Annotated in this window: 25 protein-coding genes and 1 other annotated feature; of the genes, 14 read left to right on the top strand and 11 right to left on the bottom strand. The window is 52.6% G+C overall.

Annotated elements, in window-relative coordinates:
* Positions 1-39 precede the first annotated feature (39 nt).
* Positions 40-1404, bottom strand: a complete 1365-nt coding sequence (locus M3G15_RS09860) for a (Fe-S)-binding protein (protein WP_260070776.1) — start codon at positions 1402-1404, stop codon at positions 40-42.
* On the bottom strand, positions 1401-2813 hold the full coding sequence (locus tag M3G15_RS09865) for an FAD-binding oxidoreductase (protein WP_009225984.1): 1413 nt from the start codon (positions 2811-2813) through the stop codon (positions 1401-1403). The genes M3G15_RS09860 and M3G15_RS09865 overlap by 4 nt, the downstream gene beginning before the upstream one ends.
* 163 nt (positions 2814-2976) lie before the next feature.
* Between M3G15_RS09865 and M3G15_RS09870 the strand changes: the two genes are divergently transcribed.
* Complete coding sequence (locus M3G15_RS09870) at positions 2977-3690, top strand: FadR/GntR family transcriptional regulator (protein WP_260070777.1); 714 nt, start codon at positions 2977-2979, stop codon at positions 3688-3690.
* Positions 3691-3782: 92 nt separating this feature from the next.
* On the opposite strand, the gene M3G15_RS09875 is transcribed toward M3G15_RS09870, so the two are convergent.
* Positions 3783-4898 (bottom strand): DNA alkylation repair protein, encoded by a 1116-nt coding sequence (locus M3G15_RS09875; RefSeq protein ID WP_260070778.1) that lies wholly within the window; start codon positions 4896-4898, stop codon positions 3783-3785.
* 152 nt (positions 4899-5050) lie between these two features.
* Here M3G15_RS09875 and M3G15_RS21505 point away from each other — a divergent pair, with 152 nt between their 5' ends.
* The 4 genes from M3G15_RS21505 (at position 5051) to M3G15_RS09890 (ending at position 7725) form a co-directional block, all read left to right on the top strand.
* A complete protein-coding gene (locus M3G15_RS21505) occupies positions 5051-5422 on the top strand; it encodes an MFS transporter (RefSeq protein WP_311202268.1) in 372 nt (123 codons plus the stop codon).
* Between the two features lie 16 nt (positions 5423-5438).
* Positions 5439-6359, top strand: coding sequence for an MFS transporter (locus M3G15_RS09880; protein ID WP_311202269.1), 921 nt, complete (start codon positions 5439-5441; stop codon positions 6357-6359).
* A 113-nt stretch (positions 6360-6472) separates the two neighbouring features.
* Entirely contained in the window at positions 6473-6958 is a 486-nt protein-coding gene (gene ybaK / locus M3G15_RS09885; RefSeq protein ID WP_009225988.1) for a Cys-tRNA(Pro) deacylase, read from the top strand.
* Positions 6959-7071: 113 nt separating this feature from the next.
* A complete protein-coding gene (locus M3G15_RS09890; RefSeq protein ID WP_009225989.1) occupies positions 7072-7725 on the top strand; it encodes a YfbR-like 5'-deoxynucleotidase in 654 nt (217 codons plus the stop codon).
* Positions 7726-7802: 77 nt separating this feature from the next.
* On the opposite strand, the gene M3G15_RS09895 is transcribed toward M3G15_RS09890, so the two are convergent.
* Positions 7803-8726, bottom strand: coding sequence for a serine hydrolase domain-containing protein (locus M3G15_RS09895; RefSeq protein ID WP_260070779.1), 924 nt, complete (start codon positions 8724-8726; stop codon positions 7803-7805).
* 16 nt (positions 8727-8742) lie between these two features.
* Entirely contained in the window at positions 8743-9069 is a 327-nt protein-coding gene (locus M3G15_RS09900; protein WP_036645906.1) for a YnfA family protein, read from the bottom strand.
* A gap of 169 nt (positions 9070-9238) precedes the next feature.
* Between M3G15_RS09900 and M3G15_RS09905 the strand changes: the two genes are divergently transcribed.
* Together M3G15_RS09905 and M3G15_RS09910 are read left to right on the top strand one after the other, a co-directional pair.
* Entirely contained in the window at positions 9239-9556 is a 318-nt protein-coding gene (locus M3G15_RS09905) for a thioredoxin family protein (protein WP_260070780.1), read from the top strand.
* A gap of 468 nt (positions 9557-10024) precedes the next feature.
* The gene (locus tag M3G15_RS09910) at positions 10025-10567 is read left to right on the top strand and encodes a polymer-forming cytoskeletal protein (protein ID WP_009225993.1); all 543 of its coding nucleotides are present in this window, start codon (positions 10025-10027) and stop codon (positions 10565-10567) included.
* A gap of 43 nt (positions 10568-10610) precedes the next feature.
* Here the strand turns inward: M3G15_RS09910 and M3G15_RS09915 are convergent, their stop codons facing one another.
* The gene (locus M3G15_RS09915) at positions 10611-11336 is read right to left on the bottom strand and encodes a DUF6199 family natural product biosynthesis protein (RefSeq protein ID WP_009225994.1); all 726 of its coding nucleotides are present in this window, start codon (positions 11334-11336) and stop codon (positions 10611-10613) included.
* A gap of 133 nt (positions 11337-11469) precedes the next feature.
* Between M3G15_RS09915 and M3G15_RS09920 the strand changes: the two genes are divergently transcribed.
* From M3G15_RS09920 to M3G15_RS09930, 3 genes are all read left to right on the top strand, one after another.
* Complete coding sequence (locus tag M3G15_RS09920) at positions 11470-12300, top strand: helix-turn-helix transcriptional regulator (RefSeq protein ID WP_260070781.1); 831 nt, start codon at positions 11470-11472, stop codon at positions 12298-12300.
* A gap of 117 nt (positions 12301-12417) precedes the next feature.
* Positions 12418-13626: a multidrug efflux MFS transporter gene (locus tag M3G15_RS09925; protein ID WP_260070783.1), complete on the top strand. Its 1209-nt coding sequence runs from the start codon at positions 12418-12420 to the stop codon at positions 13624-13626.
* Between the two features lie 33 nt (positions 13627-13659).
* Positions 13660-14256 (top strand): hydrolase, encoded by a 597-nt coding sequence (locus tag M3G15_RS09930; protein WP_260070795.1) that lies wholly within the window; start codon positions 13660-13662, stop codon positions 14254-14256.
* A 68-nt stretch (positions 14257-14324) separates the two neighbouring features.
* Here the strand turns inward: M3G15_RS09930 and M3G15_RS09935 are convergent, their stop codons facing one another.
* On the bottom strand, positions 14325-14537 hold the full coding sequence (locus M3G15_RS09935) for a hypothetical protein (RefSeq protein ID WP_260070784.1): 213 nt from the start codon (positions 14535-14537) through the stop codon (positions 14325-14327).
* Positions 14538-14608: 71 nt separating this feature from the next.
* Positions 14609-14873 (top strand) — a binding site (T-box leader).
* Positions 14874-14952: 79 nt separating this feature from the next.
* Between M3G15_RS09935 and asd the strand changes: the two genes are divergently transcribed.
* Both asd and M3G15_RS09945 read left to right on the top strand, forming a co-directional pair.
* Entirely contained in the window at positions 14953-16038 is a 1086-nt protein-coding gene (asd, locus tag M3G15_RS09940; protein ID WP_009225998.1) for an aspartate-semialdehyde dehydrogenase, read from the top strand.
* A 31-nt stretch (positions 16039-16069) separates the two neighbouring features.
* Positions 16070-16528, top strand: a complete 459-nt coding sequence (locus M3G15_RS09945; RefSeq protein ID WP_260070785.1) for a GNAT family N-acetyltransferase — start codon at positions 16070-16072, stop codon at positions 16526-16528.
* Between the two features lie 85 nt (positions 16529-16613).
* Here the strand turns inward: M3G15_RS09945 and M3G15_RS09950 are convergent, their stop codons facing one another.
* On the bottom strand, positions 16614-16925 hold the full coding sequence (locus M3G15_RS09950) for a YbjQ family protein (RefSeq protein ID WP_260070786.1): 312 nt from the start codon (positions 16923-16925) through the stop codon (positions 16614-16616).
* 99 nt (positions 16926-17024) lie between these two features.
* Here M3G15_RS09950 and M3G15_RS09955 point away from each other — a divergent pair, with 99 nt between their 5' ends.
* Positions 17025-18164, top strand: a complete 1140-nt coding sequence (locus tag M3G15_RS09955; RefSeq protein ID WP_009226001.1) for an NAD(P)/FAD-dependent oxidoreductase — start codon at positions 17025-17027, stop codon at positions 18162-18164.
* Between the two features lie 103 nt (positions 18165-18267).
* Complete coding sequence (sstT, locus tag M3G15_RS09960) at positions 18268-19509, top strand: serine/threonine transporter SstT (protein ID WP_260070787.1); 1242 nt, start codon at positions 18268-18270, stop codon at positions 19507-19509.
* Between the two features lie 52 nt (positions 19510-19561).
* On the opposite strand, the gene M3G15_RS09965 is transcribed toward sstT, so the two are convergent.
* The 3 genes from M3G15_RS09965 to M3G15_RS09975 form a co-directional block, all read right to left on the bottom strand.
* Complete coding sequence (locus tag M3G15_RS09965) at positions 19562-20287, bottom strand: type II toxin-antitoxin system prevent-host-death family antitoxin (RefSeq protein WP_009226003.1); 726 nt, start codon at positions 20285-20287, stop codon at positions 19562-19564.
* Positions 20288-20366: 79 nt separating this feature from the next.
* Complete coding sequence (locus tag M3G15_RS09970; protein WP_009226004.1) at positions 20367-20924, bottom strand: NADPH-dependent FMN reductase; 558 nt, start codon at positions 20922-20924, stop codon at positions 20367-20369.
* A gap of 1 nt (position 20925) precedes the next feature.
* Positions 20926-21996 (bottom strand): LLM class flavin-dependent oxidoreductase, encoded by a 1071-nt coding sequence (locus M3G15_RS09975; protein WP_260070788.1) that lies wholly within the window; start codon positions 21994-21996, stop codon positions 20926-20928.
* Positions 21997-22029: the final 33 nt, after the last annotated feature.

Raw genomic sequence — 22029 nt, forward strand, 5'->3', positions numbered from 1 at the left:
CAAGGGAACGCCTTTTATTTGTGGTCTGATCAGCAGAACCTACAGGGCCCGGTCTAATAGATCCATAATATGCACGGCTTCCATCTGCCCATTCAAGCCGGCTCGGTGAATTCCTTGCTTCATTTGCAGCAGACAGCCCGGGTTGGAGGTGACGATAAGGTGGGCTTTCGTATCCTGGACTTGTTCCATCTTGTCGTCCAAGATCTGCATCGACATCTCAATTTGAGTAAGGTTATACGTACCAGCCGAGCCGCAGCAGCTATCCGGCTGGCGCATTTCAACGAGCTCCAGTCCCGGGATGCGGCGCAGCAGCTCACGGGGCTGGTTGCGCACACCTTGACCGTGGGCGAGATGGCACGAATCTTGATACGTGACTTTGCAATTCAGCGGCTTGCTGAACTGGAGAGGAGGGAGCTCGGCCAGCAGCTCGTTCGCGTCGCGGTTGCGGGCAGCAAACCGCTTGGCCCGTTCCTCCCAAACCGGATCGCCTTTGAACCAGTGCCTGTATTCCTTTAACGCCGCCCCGCAGCCTCCGGCATTGTTGACGATGAAGTCAACGCCGGCCTGCTCAAACGCCTCGATATTCCGTTTGGCTAACTCCTTGGCGCCGGCCATCTCGCCGGAATGGGCGTGCATGGCCCCGCAGCAGTTTTGCGCTTCGACAAACACGACGTCGCAGCCGGCTTTCGTTAACAGCCGCGCCGTTGCCTGATTTGTCTCGAAGAACATCACGTCCATCACGCAGCCGGTGAACAATCCGACTGTCAGCTTGGTTTCCCCTTCAGCTTTCATTCGTTGTTCCCGCTTGCGGCGCTCGCGCGGGGAAGCAACCGTTTCGACCGCCTTTTGCATTTCGCGCAGCGCCTTAGGCAGTACCCGGATCAGGCCGGTCCGATTGGCAAAGGCTTGCAGACCCAGCGCTTGAACGCCCCACAGGATATTCCCCAGACGACGAACGCGTTTCGGATACGGGAAAATTCGTTGGAAAATCAAGCTGCGCAAAGCTGAGGGCTTCACTGTCTCTTGTTTCGTTTCCTGTACGACCTGGCGAGCCGTTTCCAGCAAACTTCCGTAAGGCACGCCGGCCGGACAGGCCGTTTCACAAGCCCGACAGCCCAAGCAGGCGTTCATATGCTGCTCGAATTCCTCATTTACAGGGAGCTGACCAGTAGCCACGCCCTTCATTAAAGCGATCCGTCCGCGGGGACTGTACGTTTCCAGACCCGTTTGCTGATAGGTCGGGCAGGTAGGCAGACAGAACCCGCAGTGCATGCAGTTCATAATTTCATCGAGATCAAACGGTTGTAGGCGGTTACCGTCCGAATGGGGCAAAGGGAGGGTCGCAGTTCCGCCGCAGACAGGGGAGGTGAACTCCTTGCGTACCATATGTTTTTCTCCGCTCATCGCTGCACCACCAATCTTCGCCGATTAGAAACGGTAAATATTTTGCCGGGATTCAGGATTCCATTCGGATCAAAGGCGGCTTTGATGCGCTGCATCAGTTCCAGGCTGGCTTCGCCGGTCTTCAGGTGCAAGAAGTCCTTCTTGGCCAAGCCAACGCCATGCTCGCCGGTAATCGTCCCTCCCAAGCGAATCGCCGCGTGAAAAATCTCCTCAAACGCCTTCTCAACGCGTTCGATTTCCTCCCGGTTCCGTTCGTCCGTCATACAGGTCGGATGAAGGTTTCCGTCGCCGGCATGACCAAACGTACAGATTTGCAATCCATACTTCTCGGCGATCCGTTCGACTTCCTCCACCATTTCCGCCAGACGGGAGCGAGGAACGGTGGCGTCCTCCAAAATCGTGGTTGGCTTGAGCCGAGAGAGGGCGGACAACGCCGCACGCCGCGCGGCCAGCAGCTTCGCGCCTTCCTCCGGGGAGCTTGCCACCTCTACTCCGGCAGCGCCATGTTCTTTGGCGATCCTAGCGATTCGCTCGATATCGCGGTCAACGACCTCGGCCGGGCCGTCTTGTTCAATCAGCAGCATCGACTTCATTTCCAAGGGGAGACCGAGGCCCGCGAAATCGTCCACGACCTTCATCGTTCCTTGATCCATGAACTCCACGGTGGCCGGGATAATTTTAGAGGCGATGATGGCTTCGACGGTTTTGGCCGCATCCACCAGATTCCGGTAATAAGCGACCAGCGTTCGCTTTGTTTCCGGCAAGGGGAGCAGCTTGAGCGTAACCTCCGTGATGACGGCAAGCGTTCCTTCGGAACCAACGAGTAACCGTGTCATATCATAGCCGGCGACGTCCTTGACGTTCTTCCCGCCGCAGCGCAGGATCTCGCCCGAAGGCAGCACGTATTCAAGTCCCATGACATAATCCTTCGTTACACCATACTTGAGTCCGCGCATCCCGCCGGCCCCTTGGGCGATATTTCCGCCAATCGTGGAAATCCGCATGCTCCCGGGGTCTGGCGGATAGAACAGGCCCATTGCTTCTACGGCTTGATGCAGGTTGGCGGTTACAACTCCGGGGCCAACCGTCGCCGTCAAATTTTCCGTATCAATTTCGTGGATTTGGTTCATCCGGTTCATGTTGAGCACGATCCCGCTTTGGGTTGGAATGGTGCTGCCAGCCAGATTGGTGCCGGATCCCCGGGTGATAATCGGAATCTGGTGCGTATCGGCCAACTGCAAAATGCCGGAAACCTCTTGAGCCGAGGCGGGAAACACGACCGCGTCAGGCAAGGCTTGGTACATCGGCGTGGCATCGTAGGAATAGGCATACAGCTCGGCAGGACGGTCCAACACCCATTTGTCGCCGACGAGGGCTTGAAGCTGCGCTTTCACTTCGGGACTAATCAATTCTCATTCCTCCCGCTTTCTGGTATAAACTTATAATTAGTCAGGTCATCAGATGAATTTTAAATTTGAAATAAATCTACCATATCGCTGGTAAATTGTATAGACTGTAATTTAAGAATGATGTTTGTTTTTAGGAAGGCTGCGGTCGGAAGAGGGAGAAGTCATGGATTTAGGCAAAAAAAATTACGAAATCATCACCGAGGAACTGGAGCGGATCATTGAAACCGGGAAGGTGAAGCCGGGCGAGAAGCTGGAGACGATCGAAAATATGGCCAAACGCTATCGCGTTGGCCGTTCCACAGTCCGCGAAGCGATCAGCCATTTGAAAGCCCGGGGCCTGCTGGAGACGAGGCAGGGAGGCGGAACCTACGTCCGGGCGCAGGCGTTGGAATCGATGGCGGCCCAGCAAATCAAGAACCGCGAGGACTTGCAGCAGCTGCTGGAGGTGCGCAGCATTCTGGAGGTCGGGAGCATCGAGCTGGCGGCACTCCATCGGAGTGAAGCTGATTTGGCTGAGCTCTCAGAGATCGTTGGTCTGATGGAGGAAGCGATCGGGAACGAGGAAATTAGCCAGGTGCATGACGTCAATTTTCATTTGGCAATTGCCAAGGCGACGCAAAACCCGTTGCTCCGTCAAATGATGGAAAGTATCTCGGCCATGATGATGCGTACCATCCGCGACAGCCGGAGCTTGTGGCTGTTCAGCGAGCAGGAATCGGCGCACCGCCTGTTCCAGGAGCACCGCCAAATGCTGGAGGCGATCCGAGAACAGAATCCGCGTGCGGCGGCCGACCTTATGCGGACCCATTTGACCAAGGTAGGACATGCGCTAATGGGAGCTTCGGACAAGCCTGGTGCCCCGGAATCCATTGAATAGATACAAGCACAGAAAAGACCTGAATCATTACGATCAGGTCTTTCTTTAGATTTCAAGACGTATAAGTATTACAAGCTCAACCAGATTACTTCTTATGCTTCGTCACCAGCTTGCAGCATTAGATGGGTTGCCGCCGTTTCCACGCCGTTGACCAGCAGCACGATGCGGTGCTCGCCGGGGTAATGGCGGCGGGTGGACAAGTCGGCCCAGCTATGCCGCCGGGAGCCGCTGAGGCGTGAACCGCCGGCAACTGTTCTGTCCGAGAGCAAAAATAGCTTCCTCGACGTGCGACCTCCGGCTTTGACGAAATCGATGCCGTATTCAATGCGCACCTTGGCCGGTTGACCTGAACGGATCGTCAGCTCGTAACGGAGCTCGCTGCTATCGCCGATGCGCAGCGCGTTTGGCTCGATGACGAGCGACGCATCGGTTGCCAGAGGCTTGCTGTCCTCGCCAGTGGCGTAACCAAACAGCTCCAGCACCTCGGGACCGCCGCGGCGGATCAGCGTCCGGCAGCCATGGCGAATGATCCAGTCGGTGTGCGGGTGGGATCCTTTCCAGCGCCGGGCGATCTCCAGGACCAAGTCCGGGTGGTCCTTGGCGATGTCGTTCAGGTTGTTGGCCACACTCTTGCGGACATACAAGCTCGGATCGGCCTTCAGTTGCTCCAGGATCGGCAGGACCGGCGCCGGATCGCGTTTGAACATCGGCAAAGCTTGTCCCCACGGCAGGCGCGGCCTGCAGCCTTCGCTGGCCAAGCGGCGTACATGCTCATTGTCATGCTTCGCCCATGCCAGCATCTGCCGCATCATCCGCTCGGGATCCCGTTCAATAAACGAACGGACGGCAAACTCTGCGGACGATTTCGATGTAAAACGCTCCAGCGCCTGCATTGCAAGCTCCCAGTCCGATTCGGCCTTACCATACACCTCAACGAAATCGGGAAAGAACAGGTAGGGGAACCCCACGCAGGTTTCATCAATGGCATACAAGATGTCAAGCGCTTCCGAAAACCTTGCGGGCAGCAAAGCGCCCAGCTTTAACGAGATCTGCCGCATCCGCGCCTTGAGCTCCAGGTTGTCCCAAGTTTCGTCCATCACGTCAGCCACGAATCGTTCCATATCGAAGGAAGCGTAGGACTCCTTCACTTTGCTGCCGAATTCACGCAGAAATTCCTCACTATAAATCGATTTTAACGTATCAGCCATATCCATTCTCCGTTCTATTCCAAACTGAAGTTGAAAGTTTCAAGGGTCTATTTTACGATAACGATTTAATTCAGCGCAAACCATTACGATACACGCAGTTAACGTTATTTGATTATAATCTAACCATTTGTTAGTGAAAGGGGAAGCCCCAAATGAATAAATCGGCAATCCGTGCTTGGATTCTGTATGATTGGGCCAATTCCGCTTATGCGACGACGGTGTTGGCTGCCGTGCTGCCCATCTTTTACGCCGGGGTGGCTGCGCAAGGGTTAAGTGAAACAACTGCGGCTTCCTATTTGGCCTATACGCATTCTATCGGCATGGCGCTGGTGGCAATTATCTCTCCCTTGCTGGGATCCATCGCGGATTTATCGGGCCGCAAAACGACGTTCCTGACCTGGTTTGCGCTGCTTGGCATCGCAGGGACGCTTGGGTTCGCGCTCGTCGGACCGGGGGATTGGCTGCTTGCTTCAGCTTTACTTGTGGTGACCACCGTCGGCTTCTCCGGGAGCCTCACCTTATGATGCGTTGCTGCCTGACTTGGTACCCTCGCCATACCGGGATGACGTTTCGGCAAAAGGATATGCAGCCGGATATATCGGCGGCGGGATATTGCTGGCGGTAAACCTGCTGATGATCCAACAGCCGCAATGGTTTGGGATGAAGGATGAGCTTGCGGGCACCCAGCTTTCTTTCTTGACCGTGGGGTTTTGGTGGCTTGTCTTCTCGCTGCCGTTGATGCGAAACGTACCCAACCTCCCGAAACAAGCATCCGGCCTTACCGCTGGAGGATACCTGCGGGCCGCCTCCAAGCGGCTTGGCGGTACGTTTAAGGATATTCGCCGTTATCCGCAGCTGTCTCGGATGATCGCGGCCTTCTGGTTTTACAATGATGGGATCAATACGATTATCCTGATGGCGACGATCTATGGCACGACCTTGGGGATTGGCACGAGCGATTTGATTTTGGCCCTGTTGATCACGCAATTTGTGGGATTTCCCAGTACCATCCTGCTTGGAAAAGCGGCAACGCGTCTCGGCCCCAAACGCGTGTTGATCGCTACGCTGTGGACCTACGTCGTTATCGTTCTCTTGGGCTTTGGCATGAGCAGCGCGTTGCATTTTTATATTCTCGCCGTGATGGTGGGTCTCGTGCAGGGAGGCAGCCAATCGATTTCCCGCTCGATTCTAAGTGAGCTGATGCCGCCGAACCGGACGGGCGAATTTTTTGGTTTCGTCAATATTACAAGTAAGTTTTCTTCCATCTTTGGACCGTTTGCTTTTGGGCTCATTGGACAAATTACCGGCAATTCGCGCATGGGGATCTTGTCGTTGCTGCTGTTTTTTGGCTTAGGAATCGCCGTCGTGATGAAACTGAATCTAAACCGAGGGAAAGCGGATGCCTTGCGGAATGCAGACGATCCCTTCCCTACCGAAACGAAGCCGCCGGCAACGGCTTAAAGCTTACTGGTCGGAAAAAACAAATTAAACCGTCCCCGGCCTGTCCTGTTTCCTGCAAAAATGCTACGATAATTTCTATACAGAACCCTGGAAGATTAGAGGAGTGGAGACCCATGGCCGAAGTCAAAACCAATGCCATGCGCATGCTGGACAAGTCCAAAACGCCATACCAAATCTTTGCTTACGATGCCGAGGACGGGCAAATTCATGGAACAGCGGTGGCGGAGAAGATCGGCAAACCCGCCGAACAAGTCTACAAAACGCTGGTGGCGCATCAAGGTTCATCGTTATTTGTGTTTATTATTCCGGTTGCTGAGGAGCTGGACCTGAAGAAGGCGGCCAAAGCCGCCGGGGTCAAAAAGATTGAGATGCTGCCGCTGAAGGATTTGCAGCAACATACCGGCTATGTCCGCGGCGGCTGCTCTCCGATTGGGATGAAGAAGCTGTTCCCCACCTTTATCGACAGCCGGGCCGAAGGATTGGAAACGATTCTTGTATCGGCGGGACGGATTGGGTTGCAGATGGAACTGACGCCTCATCAGCTAGCGGCCCAAGTCAAAGGGAAATTTGCGCCATTGATTCGTGAAAGCGGGGATTAAAGACGGGGATGAACGAGCCCAAGGATCGCTAAGGGAAACGCAGGATTTGACATGCCGATAACAATCGCCATCTATACTAGAGGTAAAACCTAAACAGAAGGATGGCTGATCCGATGGGAATCCATGCTTATTTTCGCTCCTTAAACGAATTGGAACGCATTTATCGCTGTCCCGGAAGGTTCAAGTTCGAAGAACATAGCGTGGCGGCGCATTCCTGGAAGGTTGTGCAGTACGCCAAGACTTTAGCTGATATTGAAGAACAGCACGGCGTTGCTATAGATTGGAAAAAACTGTACGAAATCACGAGCAGCCATGATTATGGTGAGATTTTTATCGGGGATATCAAAACACCGGTCAAACATGCCTCGGCCGAGCTCAGGAACTTGATTCAGCAAGTTGAAGAAGGCATGGTGCACAATTTCATCGACGAACATATTCCTGTGGAGTTTAAGCCGATCTTTCGCAACCAGCTCCGCGAAGGAAAAGACGGTTCTGTTGAAGGGCTGATCCTGGAAGTTGCCGACAAGCTGGATCAGGTCTATGAAGCATTTGCCGAGCTGCAGCGGGGCAATACGGAGAAAGAGTTCGTCAAGATGTACCGCGATGCGTTGATCAAAATCAAAAATATTCGGCTCCATTGCGTCGATTATTTCCTCCGTGAAATTTTGACGGACATGGTGCTCGAAGGGACAAGCTCGCCCATTGATATTAAGCAGATTACCGAGGAAGCACTGGAGCAAGCGGGTGGAGTTTTAACCCGCGCCTAAAAGTAGCCCATTCCAATTCGCTGGAATGGGCTGTCCCACTGTCATCTGAGATGACTGCGGGATTACCGCTTTTTTCCTTATAAATAAGGTGCAATCCATAAACGGAACAGTTCTGTTGGAGGTCGGTCCCGCTTCCGTTTATCGTTAGTCAGCACAACAACCGTCTCCAAGAGTGGAATGACATAAATGAACTGCCCCCCATATCCGCGAGCATAGAAAAAATCAAATTTCGACTGCCCGTCCTCTCCATAGACGTCCGTCCACCAATGCCAAGCATAACAGCCGCGCCAAGGAGCTTCGACATCAATCGCAGGCTTTACGGATTCCGCCAAACGTTCCGCCTGGATCACCCGCTGGCCTTCCCATTCACCGCCCTGCAAGTAGAGCAAACCAAATTTCAACATGTCCGTTGGACGAAGCCACATGCCAAATCCGCCGGTGTGGATGCCCTGCGGATCCTGCTCCCATCGGTACGTCTCGATGCCCAGCGGGCCGAACAGATGCTCCTCGGCGAATTGGGCGACTGGCATACCGGAGGCTTGGACCAGGATCGCCGACAGCAGCTGCGACGCGCCGGAGTTGTACTCCATCCGGTCACCGGGGCGGTCAGCCATCGGCTGATCCAGCGCAAACTGAACCCAATTAGGCGAACGGGTCATCCGCGGAAAAGAGTTATGCCCGCCAAACTCCGTCCAATTCCACCCGCCCGTCATGGTTAACAGATGACGCAACGTAATCTCACGTTTTCGCTCATCCGGATCTTCCTCCAGCTGCGGATAGAAGCAGCGAATCGGAGTGTCGGGAGGCGGCAGGAGACCGCGGTCCCAGGCGATGCAGAACAGGGCGGAGAGAAAGCTCTTCGTACAGGAGTTAATTTTGGCGAGCTCGTCCACAATTTGTTCGTTCCGGTAATGTTCAAGCACCAGCCTGCCTTGGGTGTGGATTAAACAGCTTCTTAAATCAAGCGGCGCGATGGCTGCCGAAATGGAAGATAAGTTCATAACCTGGATGTCCTTTCTAATGTCGTGGTGCCCAGAGAATAATGGAGACGCCGATCAGACAAATGGCGGCGCCAAGCCAATCGTAGAGATCGGGGGTTTTCTTGTCCACCCACCAGCCCCATAACACAGCGAGCGCAATAAATACGCCGCCATACGCTGCATAAACGCGGCCAAAGTTTGGAAACTTCTGCAGTGTTGGGATGATGCCATATACGATCAGAATCAGGCTGCCAGCGATTCCGTACCATAGCGGTTTGGATTCGCGCAACCACAGCCAAACTAAATAGCCACCGCCGATTTCGGCGAGTCCGGCGACAACAAACAAGAGGATTGCGAGGAGCATGATGCAGCCCCGTCCTTTCACGTTATTTTTACCAAAGATTGTACCATGGATCCGCGAAGATGAAACCTTGATGAAGACGCTGGCGTCTTTGCACGGATGCGCTATAATCAATGTAGAGCAAATTTTCAAAATTAAACTATCAAAACTACAATTAAAGGAGTGGATCCGGATGGAACGTGTCCAATCGGAATCGCAATTCGAACAATTAATTCAAAGAGATCAGTATACGGTGATCAAATTTGATACGACCTGGTGCCCGGATTGCAAGAACCTCGACCGGTTTATCGGGGATATCATCCAGGAGCATCCGGACAAAGAGTTCTACGCGATGGATGCAGAGGAATTCCAGCCGCTGGCTGAAGCCAATGAGGTGCGAGGGATTCCCAGCCTGCTCGTCTATAAAAACGGGGAGAAAATCGCCCACCTGCACAGCAAATTCGCCAAGACGCCGGGGCAAGTCCGCGAATACTTGAAGAGCTTGGCTTAAAGCGGCAGAAGGGATGTTCTTCGCCCAACCTTAATAAGGGGATGAGGAACATGAAAATTACGTCGACTTGACTGTAGCCGGCATCGGACGATTGAGTTTCCATACGCAGGATGAGTTCTCGCTAGCCGCTCTCGGACGGATGGAGGCCGAGGTTTAAATTACGCGTTCAGGGCTGATACCCTTGGATTTGTGGTGGTAACCCGCGCATCCGCCCGAGCCAATTCCGTGACGCCATCCCACAGCACACGGCGGTTCCGCGTATCAAGTCCGGTTGTAGGTTCGTCGAGGAACAGTACCGGGCGGCAGCGGTCAAGTCGAACTTACGAGGTTTTGAGGAGGGAGCGTCAAAGATGAACAAGCTGTGACCAACAATGTGAAATTTCGCACATATAAGTGAAAAAAATCACATTAACAAAAGCCGCTTTTTTTTATAATTCAAACTGAAGAGAAAAACAGGAGGGAAACAACATGAAAATGGTCAAAGGATTGGTTGTAGCCGGGCTTGCTGCAGCACTGCTGGCAGGTTGCGGTTCGAATGACGGGAACTCGGCGGCAAACGCCAATAAACCTGCGGAGCAAACGGACGCCACCACATCGGCTTCGATCGTAAATCAAGCGGATGCGTTCGTGAATGCAGTGAGTGAGAAAGGGACTTGGATCATCGCGATTCTAAACGACTTGACGGTGGATCAAGATGTTGTTGTTGCCGGCGAATTCCACGATAAAAACGATGCGTCGAAGGACATCTACCGCAAGATCGCGTTGTATGCGCAGGATGAAGACCATAATGTTACTGCTTCTTACACCTTAACGGTTCCGAAATTGATCGTACAAAGTGAAAACCTGAGAATTCAAGGCGGTACCGTGAAAGGTGACGTATATGTAGAAGCGAACGGCTTCAACCTGTACGAAAACGCTACGATTGACGGCAACCTTTACTTCGCCAATGCCGACGTGCAAGCCAGCGCGAAAATCGACGGCAAAGTAACAGGTGCAACGGAAGTTAAATAACAGCAAAACGAAGGGCCAACCGAATGAGGTTGGCCTTGTTTTTTTAGATGAAGAACGATTGGATGAAAACATAGATTCCTAAACCAATAATCGCGATACCGCTGATTTTACAGGAGACATAATAGAAATCGCTTGGTTCCGCCTCGCGCACCCATAACCCGTGTAAGGAGAGATGAAATAAGACGTTTTGCAGCTTCTCAAAGCGGAATAAGCTCCATCCGAAAAACATGAGCACATAGGAGCCGTAGTAGAGCAGCAAGCTCCCCTGTTTGCTGTGGTATTCGGGAAAGGCCGCTCGGACGATCATACTAGGACTATACAAGCCAACGTGTTCGTCGATGGGCTGGGGGACACCATTGATGTTCCATGAGATTTCAGGGACCAACTCGCCCTGATCGTCCAGCCACAACAAGATCTCGTCGTGCGCTTCCACCTGGAACCGCTCCCCTGACGGATAGATCACCTCATAGCGTGGAACCCACTGGGCTTCCAGAACGTGGACCTTATATTCCTGCCGATCGATACTTACCCGCTTTTGGCCCGGATCGTTACCGTTCATGACCACGACCTCTTGACCGTCATAGGATCGATACGTTACCGCCTGCGGCTCCTGATGGATCGGTCTGAATTTGTCCCCATGCAAGTAAAACACCGCTTCCGAAAAATAAGGCGCTGTCCAAACACTTATTCCAATAATAACGAGGAGTGCAATTAACAGCTGGGCCCGAGTCGTCCTTGTCCACCGGGTGAACCAAGGTTTTAACTCCACATTATTATCCTCCCCCCAATCAGATACTATATTTACGTCTTCTTAGGGGTGAGGTTGCGGTTTGCCCGTCCGTATGGTCTAATCGCAGTAGCTGCGTTCTGCAGCGGAAGTCTCGATCAGGAGGCGAGCGGTCATGAACCTGAACCATTTACATTTTCATATCCATTATTGCAATAGTAAGCAGCCGAATGACGGTAAGCAGCTAAGAAATCATATCCGTCGAACGCTTACGCACCACGAATTGCTGCTCGTCACCGGAGGAAAGGGCAGTATTACGTTGAACCGCAAGAAGCATCTCGTTCAAGAAGGCATGTTATTTTATATCCACGCGGGGTTACCCCATCACATTCAGATGGATGAAGCGGATCCAATCTGTTTCTATTCCGTCCACTATAGTTATGCGGGCATCCGCTTTGATGACGGGGCCTGGTCCATCGGGCAGGAAACCGAGCGCTTGCCGCTTCCGCCCATGCAGATTTTGCAGAACGGTTATTTGGTTGAGGATGCCTTTCGCCGGCTGGCGGCAGCCTGGTTCGCTAAACTGCCGGGGTATGAGCTGCTGACGAGAGCCGGGCTGGAGCAACTGCTGTATGAAATCTTGGTCCATGTGAAAAGACAAAATCAGAACCACGCGGTTGCGCTCAAAATCGAGAAAGTGATTCAGTATATGCGCGAGCATCTTGGCGAGCGGCTTACGTTGGCGGAGTTGTCGGATCTGGTGCATTTGTCCACGTATTATCTGTCGCGGGCTTTTAAACAGACGACCGGATTTACCGTCATTGAGTACTTTAACAAACTGAAGATCGATAAAGCCAAAGAGCTGATTCTAGAAAGTGATAAAAAAATCAAAGAAATCGCGTTGGAGCTCGGTTTCGCTGACGAATTCTACTTCAGTCGAATTTTTAAACGGACCGAAGGGATGAGCCCATCGGAATATTACAGCAAAATCGTCCATGGAGTTTAAGATAATGCATGGAGTAAAGCTAACCTTCGCGTTAATATTGTCCTGCAAGAATGTTCATCTTATTGTTCATCTGCGCGCGCAGGGAACAGGGGGGTTACAGAAGGAAGGCTTAAGGTTATGCCGATTTGGAAAAGAAATTTGATCGTTTGCTGGTTCGGCATGTTTGTGACAGGCGTGGGCATGAGCCAGCTTGCACCAATCCTGCCGCTTTACATCAAGGAGCTGGGAGTGGATCAGGCCGATGCGGTGTCCCGGTATTCGGGACTGGCCTTTGGCATCACGTTTATCGTCTCGGCGATTTTCTCGCCGATTTGGGGGCTTGCGGCTGATAAATTTGGCCGGAAACCGATGCTCTTACGGGCCAGCCTGGGGATGGCGATTATCATTGGGTGCATGGGGTTTGTCACCAATGTCCACATGCTGATCGCCCTTCGGTTCCTGCAAGGCATCATTACCGGCTACAGCACCGCTTGCACGACGCTGATTGCGACGCAAACGGACAAGGAGCACGCCGGCTGGGCACTAGGGCTCTTGTCTACGTCCAATATCGCCGGCTCGCTGCTAGGTCCAACGATCGGTGGATTTATCGCTGAACACGCCGGGCTTCAAGAGACCTTTTTCTTAACTGGCGGACTGATGCTGATCGCCTTCATCATGACGCTGTTGTTCGTGAAAGAGACGTTTGTGCGTTCGGAAGTGAAGGTGGCGGGCATGAAGGAAGTATGGGGCGCGCTTCCGGAAAAAAGCTTGACGGTGACGCTGTTCGCCACGTTCTTTATGCTGAGTGTCGCCATGTATTCGGTGGAGCCGGTCCTTACCGTGTACGTGAATGAAATCTCCCGTAACAGCAGCCATGTGGCGATGTTGGCCGGTATGATTTTCTCGGCATCCGGGTTGGCTAATATTTGGGCAGCGCCAAAGCTAGGGAAGCTGTCCGACCGGATTGGCGCTCATAAAGTGATGCTGGCAGCGCTCTTGGTCTCGGGGATCTTGTTTGTCCCGCAGGCGATGGCACGCAATCCCTGGGAGTTGATGGGGCTTCGGTTCCTGCTGGGAGCTGCTGCAGGGGGACTCAATCCCTCGGTGAACACCCTCATTAAGAAAATTACCCCGGAGCATCTAACCGGCCGGGTATTTGGATTAAGTATGGCGGCTGGCTACTTGGGAGTATTCGCCGGTTCGGTGCTGGGCGGTCAAGTTGCGGCTTGGTTTGGCATCCCGTATGTCTTCCTGCTGACCAGCGTGTTGCTCCTGATTAACGCAGCTTGGGTATATGCAAAGGTGTATAAAAAGCTGCGGGAGCCCAGCCATTCGGCAGCTCTGTAAAGTATACAAGAGAAGGGAAGTTCAGCAGAAATGATGGAAATGATCCAACCCGAAACGAACACGATGATCCTTGCGGAAAAAACCGCACTCGTGCTTATCGATTTGCAGCAAGGGATTTGCCATCCGTCCCGACAAAGTGCGCCGTACGACAGTGCGGAAGTCGTAAGAAACGCGAGCCGGTTGGCCCAGGCATTTGCCGAAGAAGGCGGATTTGTGGTGCTTGTCCGCGTATCTACGTTGGATGGCAAGGATATGCTCAAGCCTGATACCGACGGTCATCTCAGTCCAGGCGCTTACCCTGAAGGTTGGGATGAAATCGTGCCAGAACTGGCCAATATTCAAGGGACCCATGTCGTGACGAAACGCCAATGGGGTGCTTTTTACGGCACAGATCTGGATCTGCAGCTGCGGCGGCGGGGCATCGATACGATCGTGCTCTGCGGCATCTCCACCTCCATCGGGGTGGACACGACCGCGCGCGAAGCGTTTCAGCATGGGTACCATCAAATCTTCGTCGAGGATGCCATGACGGCATCAACAAAAGAGGAGCATGACTACGTCTGCCGCTATATCTTCCCACGCATCGGCAAGATTCGGTCTACGGAAGAGGTATTGGCGGCGCTGCGGTAAATAGAGCCAGGCAATAAAGTAAAGCCTTGAACCCAGCGGTTCAAGGCTCTTTTTGCGTTCAGCGTGCGCTAAAACTGCAGCACAACCATTTGATGACAGGACCACGGCGGCAGGGTGTAATGGACGCGGCCATTTTCCTGATGGAAGGGGAGTTTCATTCCCTGCGGCGCGAGGTAAACCTCACGAACTGGTGCGGGTACGGCTACCGTTACTTCGATGTCGCTGAGGACAGGCAAGTCTTCAATCAGATATTGCGTCATACGGATCGATGAAAAGGACAACTAGGTAAACCTGAAAATTTCTTGAAACCAGTTTACGTTCTGGCAGGAATCTGGTAATATTATCGCAACATGTAAATGCGATGACGAGAAGAGTAAGTAAAGAGAACCTTTCCAGAGAGCTCCGGTACGCTGAGAAGGAGCAAAGCGTGACTTTACTGAAGAAAGCCTCTGAGCAGCACATCGGAACGTGTAAGCGGCGGGATGGTGTGACAGGAGCTCCTGTTATAGAGCTAGGGTATACGCTTGGCAGCGCCAGGCTGTACTTGAAGAGGTTAATATGGCGACATATTAACGAAGCTGGGGTGGTACCGCGAGCATACCAATCTCGCCCCCAAGATGGAAGTCTCGTCTTGGAGGCGGGATTTTTTTATGACGATAATTCCAATACTCACAGGGAAAGGACTGGATGTTAGAAATGGGTCAAAAGTTGAAAGTAGGCATCGTTGGTGGAACAGGAATGGTAGGGCAACGCTTCGTACAGCTGCTGGATCAACATCCTTGGTTTGAGGTTACTGCGATTGCAGCCAGCGCCAATTCCGCAGGCAAAACCTATGAAGAGTCCGTCCAAGGACGTTGGAAAATGGCTACGCCGATGCCTGAAGCCGTGAAATCCATCGTCGTACAGGATGCGGCCAAGGTTGAGGAAGTTACGGCGAACGTGGACTTCGTGTTCTGCGCAGTGGATATGAAGAAGGCGGAAATCCAAGCGTTGGAGGAAGCCTATGCGAAAACCGGCACTCCGGTCATCTCCAATAACTCGGCGCACCGCTGGACACCGGACGTGCCGATGGTGATTCCAGAAGTGAACCCGCAGCATATCGAAGTGATCGCAGCCCAACGCAAACGCCTTGGCACGAACACCGGATTCATTGCTGTGAAGCCAAATTGCTCGATCCAGAGCTATGTGCCGGCGTTAAACGCTTTGCTTGATTTTGAACCGACGACCGTTGTGGCATCGACGTATCAGGCGATTTCCGGGGCAGGTAAGAACTTTACCGATTGGCCGGAAATGCTGGATAACGTGATTCCTTATATCGGCGGCGAGGAAGAGAAGAGCGAGCAGGAGCCGCTACGTATTTGGGGGCATGTGGAGGGCGGACAGATCGTCAAAGCAAGTTCTCCAATTATCACAACTCAGTGCATCCGCGTTCCGGTGACGGACGGTCACTTGGCTACCGTATTCGTATCATTTAAGAAGAAGCCGTCGAAGGAAGAAATCCTGCAGCGCTGGGCGCAATTCAAAGGCCGTCCGCAAGAGCTGGGGCTGCCAAGCGCTCCAAAGCAATTCATCACGTATTTTGAAGAAGAAAATCGTCCACAAACCAAGCTCGATCGCGACATTGAGCAAGGGATGGGGGTTTCCGTCGGACGTCTGCGCGAAGATTCGCTGTACGACTATAAGTTCGTTGGCCTGTCGCACAATACACTGCGCGGAGCCGCAGGCGGTGCGGTGTTGATTGCTGAACTGCTGAAAGCAGAAGGATACATTCAAGCGAAGTAAAGAGAGTTTGTACGGGCAGGGAGGGGGCCGGTTGTTAACCATCAAATTGGATGATTTAAGCGGACCTGAAATCAGAGCATTTATTGGCGAGCATCTAGCGAACATGGCGGAAACCTCTCCACCCGAAAGCATCCACGCGTTAAATATAGACGGATTGAAGCAGCCGGACGTCACGTTCTGGAGCGCTTGGATCGATGGCGAGCTCGCGGGATGCGGTGCACTTAAGGAACTGAACCGCGAGCACGGTGAGGTCAAATCGATGCGAACCGCTCTGCCGCACCGGGGGAAAGGCGTTGCCAAGCAAGTGCTGGCGCATATTCTTGAAGAAGCCGCGCGGCGCGGTTATCGGCGGATCAGCTTAGAGACGGGTTCGATGGAGGCTTTTGCTCCGGCCCGTAAATTGTACGAAAGCTTTGGGTTTACGTTTTGCGGTCCCTTTGCGGACTATATCGAGGATCCGAACAGCGTATTTATGACTAAATCTTTATAACCAAGATGGACCATCTCAAAAGAAACACAAAAACCCGCATTGTTGCGGGTTTTTGGCTTTTTATCCGAGGATAAACGAGAAAGATTTATACGACGACGGCGGTTCCGCTGACGGATACCATCAGCATGCCTTCGCGAATGACCTCATAATCGATATCGACACCGATAATGGCGTTTGCGCCGAGACGTGCAGCTTGGTCAGACATTTCTGCAAAGGCGGTGTCTCTGGCTTCCTGAAGCTTGTTCTCGTAAGCTCCGGAACGGCCGCCTACGATATCGGTGATCGAAGCTAGAAAATCGCGAACGACGTTAGCGCCCATGATGACTTCTCCGGTAACGATTCCGAGGTAACGTTTTACCGGCGATCCTTCAATGGATGGGGTGGTGGTCATAATCATATGTGAGTCCTCCTTATTTTTAGAGCCATATTGGTTGTTACGCAGGTATGCCATGATGGTTTCAACTTAAACTATAATGGATGCAAGGGAGGCTATAACGTGAAAAAGATGATTGTAATCGGCTCCGGGATTCTCGGTGCATCAACAGCATATCAGTTAGCGAAGCTGGGAGCCGAGGTGACGGTCGTTGACCGCGGGATACCGGGACAAGCGACCGACGCTGCGGCCGGAATTATTTGTCCGTGGATCTCGCAACGGCGAAATAAAGCTTGGTATAGCTTGGCCAAATCAGGCGCGCATTATTACGAGTCCCTGATCAAGGAACTGGAGGCGGAAGGAGAGCGCGATACGGGTTATGCTCGCGTGGGAGCACTTCGCCTCCATCGGGAACGCGAAAAGCTTGTTGCCTTGGAGAAGCTGGCGGTGGAGCGTAGACGAGAAGCCCCGGAGATGGGCGAGATTCGATTGCTCGAACCGGACGAAGTGAAGCGGCGGTTCCCGCCGCTGGATGAGGGGTTCTACGCTCTGTATGTGAGCGGTGCCGCCCGCGTCGACGGACGTGCGCTCCGCGAATCGCTCCTGAGGGCAGCGGTTCGGCATGGGGCGGTGTTGGTCCGCGGCGAGGCTTCGCTTTTGCATGACGGCTCGGCCGTGGCTGGCGTGCGTGTTGGCACGGAAGAGATTGGCGCCGATGCGGTTGCCGTTTGCGCCGGGGCATGGGCGCGTCAACTACTCACTCCGCTGGGCTTGGACTTCCAGGTGACTTACCAGAAAGCCCAGATCGTTCATTTGGCGCTGCCAGACGCTGCAACCGAGCGTTGGCCTGTCGTGATGCCGCCGGGAGATCAGTACATCCTGGCGTTCGACGACAGCCGGATCGTGATTGGCGCAACACACGAAAACGATCCGCCCGGCTATGACACCCGCGTGACGGCGGGCGGCTTGCAAGAGGTGATCAACAAGGCGCTGACGGTGGCGCCGGGACTAGCGGACGGCGGCTTTTTGGAAGCGAGAGTTGGGTTTCGTCCGTTCACACCGGGATTTCTCCCGGTCTTCGGAGCGTTGCCTGGATGGAAGGGGATCTATGCGGCTAACGGTCTAGGGTCTTCGGGATTAACGATGGGACCGTATATCGGCGCGCAGCTGGCCCAAATCATGTTAGGACGAGAGACGGAAATCCAATTGGAGAACTACCGTCTTGAGCTGGCCATTGCTCCCGCAACTGCTAACAATCTGTGAAAAGTATTGCACAAATGTTTCCACCAGGAGGACAGATGTCCGTAATGCGTGGTATACTATCGCTATGCATTGATGCGACATCCTAAACATACGGGGGAGAAACATGAAGGCAATCATACTGAAATGGAATGAAATGAGTCTTGTGAAGCGAATTCTTGTAGGCTTGGTGGTGGGGATCCTCCTGGCGTTGATCGTACCACAAGCCAGCGGCATCGCGCTTCTGGGAACGCTGTTCGTATCCGCATTAAAGGCTGTGGCGCCAGTTCTGGTGCTGCTGCTGGTGATGGCCGCGATCGCGAACCATCAAAAAGGGCGGCAAACGAACATGAAGTCGATTCTTGTGTTGTACGGAATCAGTACGTTTTTGGCTGGAGCAAGCGCCGTGGCCGCCTGTTTCCTATTTCCAGTCAGCTTGTCCTTGGCAGGGGCAACCGAAGGCTTAACTCCGCCAGGAGGAATCGTCGAAGTTCTTAAAGGGCTGCTGCTAAATGTGGTGGATAATCCAGTTAATGCCTTGATGAATGCCAATTATATCGGCATTTTGGCTTGGGCGATCCTGCTTGGTTTAGCGTTGAAAGGCGCGGGAGATCAGACCAAAAGCCTGCTCACGCAAGCCTCCGACGCCGTTTCGCAAATCGTCAAGTGGGTAATTCAATTGGCACCGTTCGGGATTCTGGGGCTCGTGTTTGAGTCCATTACGGTAAGCGGACTTGACTCGTTGCTGGATTACGGGAAGCTGTTAGTTGTCTTGGTGGGTTGCATGCTGTTTATCGCGTTGATCGTCAATCCGCTGATCGTCTACATCAATATTCGCCGTAATCCGTATCCGCTCGTGTTCACTTGTTTGAAAGAGAGTGGAATCACGGCGTTCTTCACCCGCAGCTCGGCGGCGAATATCCCTGTGAATATGCGTCTCAGCGAAAAATTGGGACTGAATAAGGATACTTATTCGGTATCCATCCCATTGGGAGCGACGATCAATATGGCGGGTGCGGCGGTTACGATTTCGGTCCTGACGCTGGCGGCCGTCAACACATTAGGCATCCAGGTGGATTTCGGTACGGCGGTGATCCTCAGCGTATTGTCGGCGATCTCCGCAGCTGGCGCTTCCGGTGTGGCCGGCGGTTCGTTGTTGCTGATTCCTCTGGCATGCAGCTTGTTCGGAATTTCGAATGACATCGCGATGCAAGTTGTAGGGGTAGGTTTTATTATCGGGGTCGTGCAGGATTCATGCGAAACGGCGCTGAATTCTTCCTCCGACGTGCTGTTTACAGCTACAGCAGAGTATGCCAAGAAACGCAAGGAAGAGGCGCTTTCGCTGGCAAACACGGCAAGCCTGGATTAAATATCAATAAAGGCTGGCGATGACTCGTCAGCCTTTTTCATGCGCTTTAAATTTACGCAAACAAATCCGGGATCAAGACTTGCAAGCCTGGGTAGAGCTGCGAAGTCACCTGCACATCCCCCGTATTCGAAAATACGGTCATATCCGTAATGTCGCCGTCTGCTAGTGAGTAGACCATCACGATTTTTTTCATCGGATCTACAATCCAGTATTCCTTAACTCCACATACGCTATACAAGTCCAGCTTCTTGATCATGTCCTTACTCCGCGTGGAAGGGGACAACACTTCAACGACCAGTTGGGGAGTTCCCATATATTTACCGTTGGCGTCGATTCGATCTTTATCGCAAATGACCACGAGATCGGGTTGTACGACACAAATGTTATTCTCCTCTTTCTCCAACGTGATATCCAATGGGGAGGTTAGAGGCGTACATGGCTTGCCTTTAAACCAAGTATAAAACGTGCCATGGAGTTCAGTTACGGCTAGTTGATGATTGAAAGAGGGAGAGGCAAGATTATACACGACACCATCGATCAATTCGTAACGTTGTTCCGATGTCTCCGTCAGCTCAAGGAAATCTTGGTAAGATACCCATTCTCCTCCGGCGTGATAGCTCGCTGCTCTCTCCCTCAGTACAGACTCACTTGCTTCGGCGATCGCGTTTAATTTAGCTACGTCCTTCCCGTTTCGTGTAACGATAATTTCCTCGCCAACTTCCGCAAACTTTAAATATTTACCGAAATTGTTCTGCATGTCCGTTGAAGATACCCGCATGATCTTCACCTCGAATTAGCTAATGTTTAGTATTATATTAGCTAATTCAGCGTCGGTAATCAATACAAGTTAGCTATATTTACTCGACATAAGTAACCTCTCGGATTTGTGCATAGGTTTCCGCCAACATCAGGGTATCCTCGGCTAAACGCTCAATCCGGAATTTAACGTCGTCGTTCACAATCTCTTTGCGGTAGAAATCTTGTTCCTCGATAAACACATAGTTCTGCACTAATTGTGCCTTCAAATAAGTTAGTATCGGTTTAAGTTGCTGTTCAGGAACGAGGAAGTGGCGGGAAGAGCCTGCGGTAGCCACGATACTGACCACCTTGTCTTTAAGAGCATATTGCGGAAGCAGATCGAAAATGTTCTTTAGCGTTCCCGGAATCGAAGCCTGGAATATCGGAGTTCCGATGACTAGGACGTCGGTGTCCATGATCGCTCTCGTGATCATTCCAGTATCGCCTTCATAATCCAAGAAGTTACGACCGTCGCTAAATTGAACTTGATACTCAGCCAGATCGATCAGCGTCGTTTCCGTACCGGGGTACTTGTCCGCTATCGTTTTAAGTGTGTAATCAACGGCTGTTCTGGTTTTGGAGCCTACGATGGTGCCTGATAATCCTACGACTTTCATCTTATTTACCTCCTTCGGATTTTTTCGTGTATTTGCGGATGGCTGGCAAGATTTCCGTGCCGATCAGTTCGAGGTTCCGTTTGATCTGATCAAACGGCATACCGCCAAAATCGATTTGGGCGACATAACGCTGATGTCCGAACAATTCATGTTGATACAGGATTTTCTCGATGATCTGTTGAGGGCTGCCGGCATTGATGATGTGATGCGGGTCGCCGCCTTGCATGAAGAGTTGCCGATGGAAGCCTTGTCCATTCGTTTTCTTCATGCCCTCGTTGATGTAAGGATACAGCTCCTGTAGTGCCTGTTGCGAGGTTTCGGCTGCGTAGAAAAAGCCTGCAGTGGCGATGGGCAGCTCGTCCGGGTTGTGTCCCGCCTCTCTGGCGGCTTCCCGATACATATCCACCGTCCGTTTAAAGGCGGAAGCAGGACCACCCAAATGCGCCATTACCATCGGAACGCCGGCGTAACCGGCTTTAATCGCGCTGGCCGGACTTCCCCCAACCGCTCGCCAAATCGGCAGGGAGCCGCTTTGCGGACGAGGGATGATCTTGGCATTTCGTAATGGGGCGCGAAACTCTCCGCTCCAGTTGACGATCTGTTGTTCATTGATCAACCGAAGAAGATCGAATTTCTCTTCGAATAATTCCTCGTAATCGTGAACATCGTAACCTAACAAATCAAATAGTCCAACTCTGGAGGCGCGCCCTGCCACGATTTCTACCCGGCCGCCCGAGATGAGGTCGATCGTGGAAAAATCTTCATACACGCGCACCGGATCCGAAGTGCTAATGATGGTGGAGGTGCTGCCGAGCTTGATTTTGCTCGTGGCTTGAGCAATAGCGGCAAGCACCACTGTGTGCGCTTGGGTTGCGAAATATTCCTGGTGGCTTTCTCCGACACTGAAAAAGTCCAGTCCCGCTTGCTCAGCAAGCTTGGCGTACTCGATGATTTGCCGAATTCGTTCTTGGGCTGAAATTCGTTGTCCATTATTCGGATCGGGCAAATGATCGCCCAAGGTGTATATGCCAAACTCCAGGCCTTTGCTGGGATCAATACGGTATTGGTTCACGAAAATTCACCCCTTGTTTTTTGGTGATGTAGA

The organism is Paenibacillus sp. p3-SID1389 (assembly GCF_025151705.1).
Classification (GTDB): domain Bacteria; phylum Bacillota; class Bacilli; order Paenibacillales; family Paenibacillaceae; genus Fontibacillus; species Fontibacillus phoenicis.

Bases quoted from the DNA above. Each gene is read 5' to 3' on its own strand.
- M3G15_RS09970 (WP_009226004.1), bottom strand. From the start codon at position 20,924: ATGAAAGTCGTAGGATTATCAGGCACCATCGTAGGCTCCAAAACCAGA.
- M3G15_RS09860 (WP_260070776.1), bottom strand. From the start codon at position 1,404: ATGAGCGGAGAAAAACATATGGTACGCAAGGAGTTCACCTCCCCTGTC.
- M3G15_RS09905 (WP_260070780.1), top strand. From the start codon at position 9,239: ATGGAACGTGTCCAATCGGAATCGCAATTCGAACAATTAATTCAAAGA.
- M3G15_RS09895 (WP_260070779.1), bottom strand. From the start codon at position 8,726: ATGAACTTATCTTCCATTTCGGCAGCCATCGCGCCGCTTGATTTAAGA.
- M3G15_RS09925 (WP_260070783.1), top strand. From the start codon at position 12,418: ATGCCGATTTGGAAAAGAAATTTGATCGTTTGCTGGTTCGGCATGTTT.
- M3G15_RS09930 (WP_260070795.1), top strand. From the start codon at position 13,660: ATGGAAATGATCCAACCCGAAACGAACACGATGATCCTTGCGGAAAAA.
- M3G15_RS09920 (WP_260070781.1), top strand. From the start codon at position 11,470: ATGAACCTGAACCATTTACATTTTCATATCCATTATTGCAATAGTAAG.
- M3G15_RS09900 (WP_036645906.1), bottom strand. From the start codon at position 9,069: ATGCTCCTCGCAATCCTCTTGTTTGTTGTCGCCGGACTCGCCGAAATC.
- M3G15_RS09890 (WP_009225989.1), top strand. From the start codon at position 7,072: ATGGGAATCCATGCTTATTTTCGCTCCTTAAACGAATTGGAACGCATT.
- sstT (WP_260070787.1), top strand. From the start codon at position 18,268: ATGAAGGCAATCATACTGAAATGGAATGAAATGAGTCTTGTGAAGCGA.
- M3G15_RS09870 (WP_260070777.1), top strand. From the start codon at position 2,977: ATGGATTTAGGCAAAAAAAATTACGAAATCATCACCGAGGAACTGGAG.
- ybaK (WP_009225988.1), top strand. From the start codon at position 6,473: ATGGCCGAAGTCAAAACCAATGCCATGCGCATGCTGGACAAGTCCAAA.
- M3G15_RS09875 (WP_260070778.1), bottom strand. From the start codon at position 4,898: ATGGCTGATACGTTAAAATCGATTTATAGTGAGGAATTTCTGCGTGAA.
- M3G15_RS09910 (WP_009225993.1), top strand. From the start codon at position 10,025: ATGAAAATGGTCAAAGGATTGGTTGTAGCCGGGCTTGCTGCAGCACTG.
- asd (WP_009225998.1), top strand. From the start codon at position 14,953: ATGGGTCAAAAGTTGAAAGTAGGCATCGTTGGTGGAACAGGAATGGTA.
- M3G15_RS21505 (WP_311202268.1), top strand. From the start codon at position 5,051: ATGAATAAATCGGCAATCCGTGCTTGGATTCTGTATGATTGGGCCAAT.
- M3G15_RS09950 (WP_260070786.1), bottom strand. From the start codon at position 16,925: ATGATTATGACCACCACCCCATCCATTGAAGGATCGCCGGTAAAACGT.
- M3G15_RS09965 (WP_009226003.1), bottom strand. From the start codon at position 20,287: ATGCGGGTATCTTCAACGGACATGCAGAACAATTTCGGTAAATATTTA.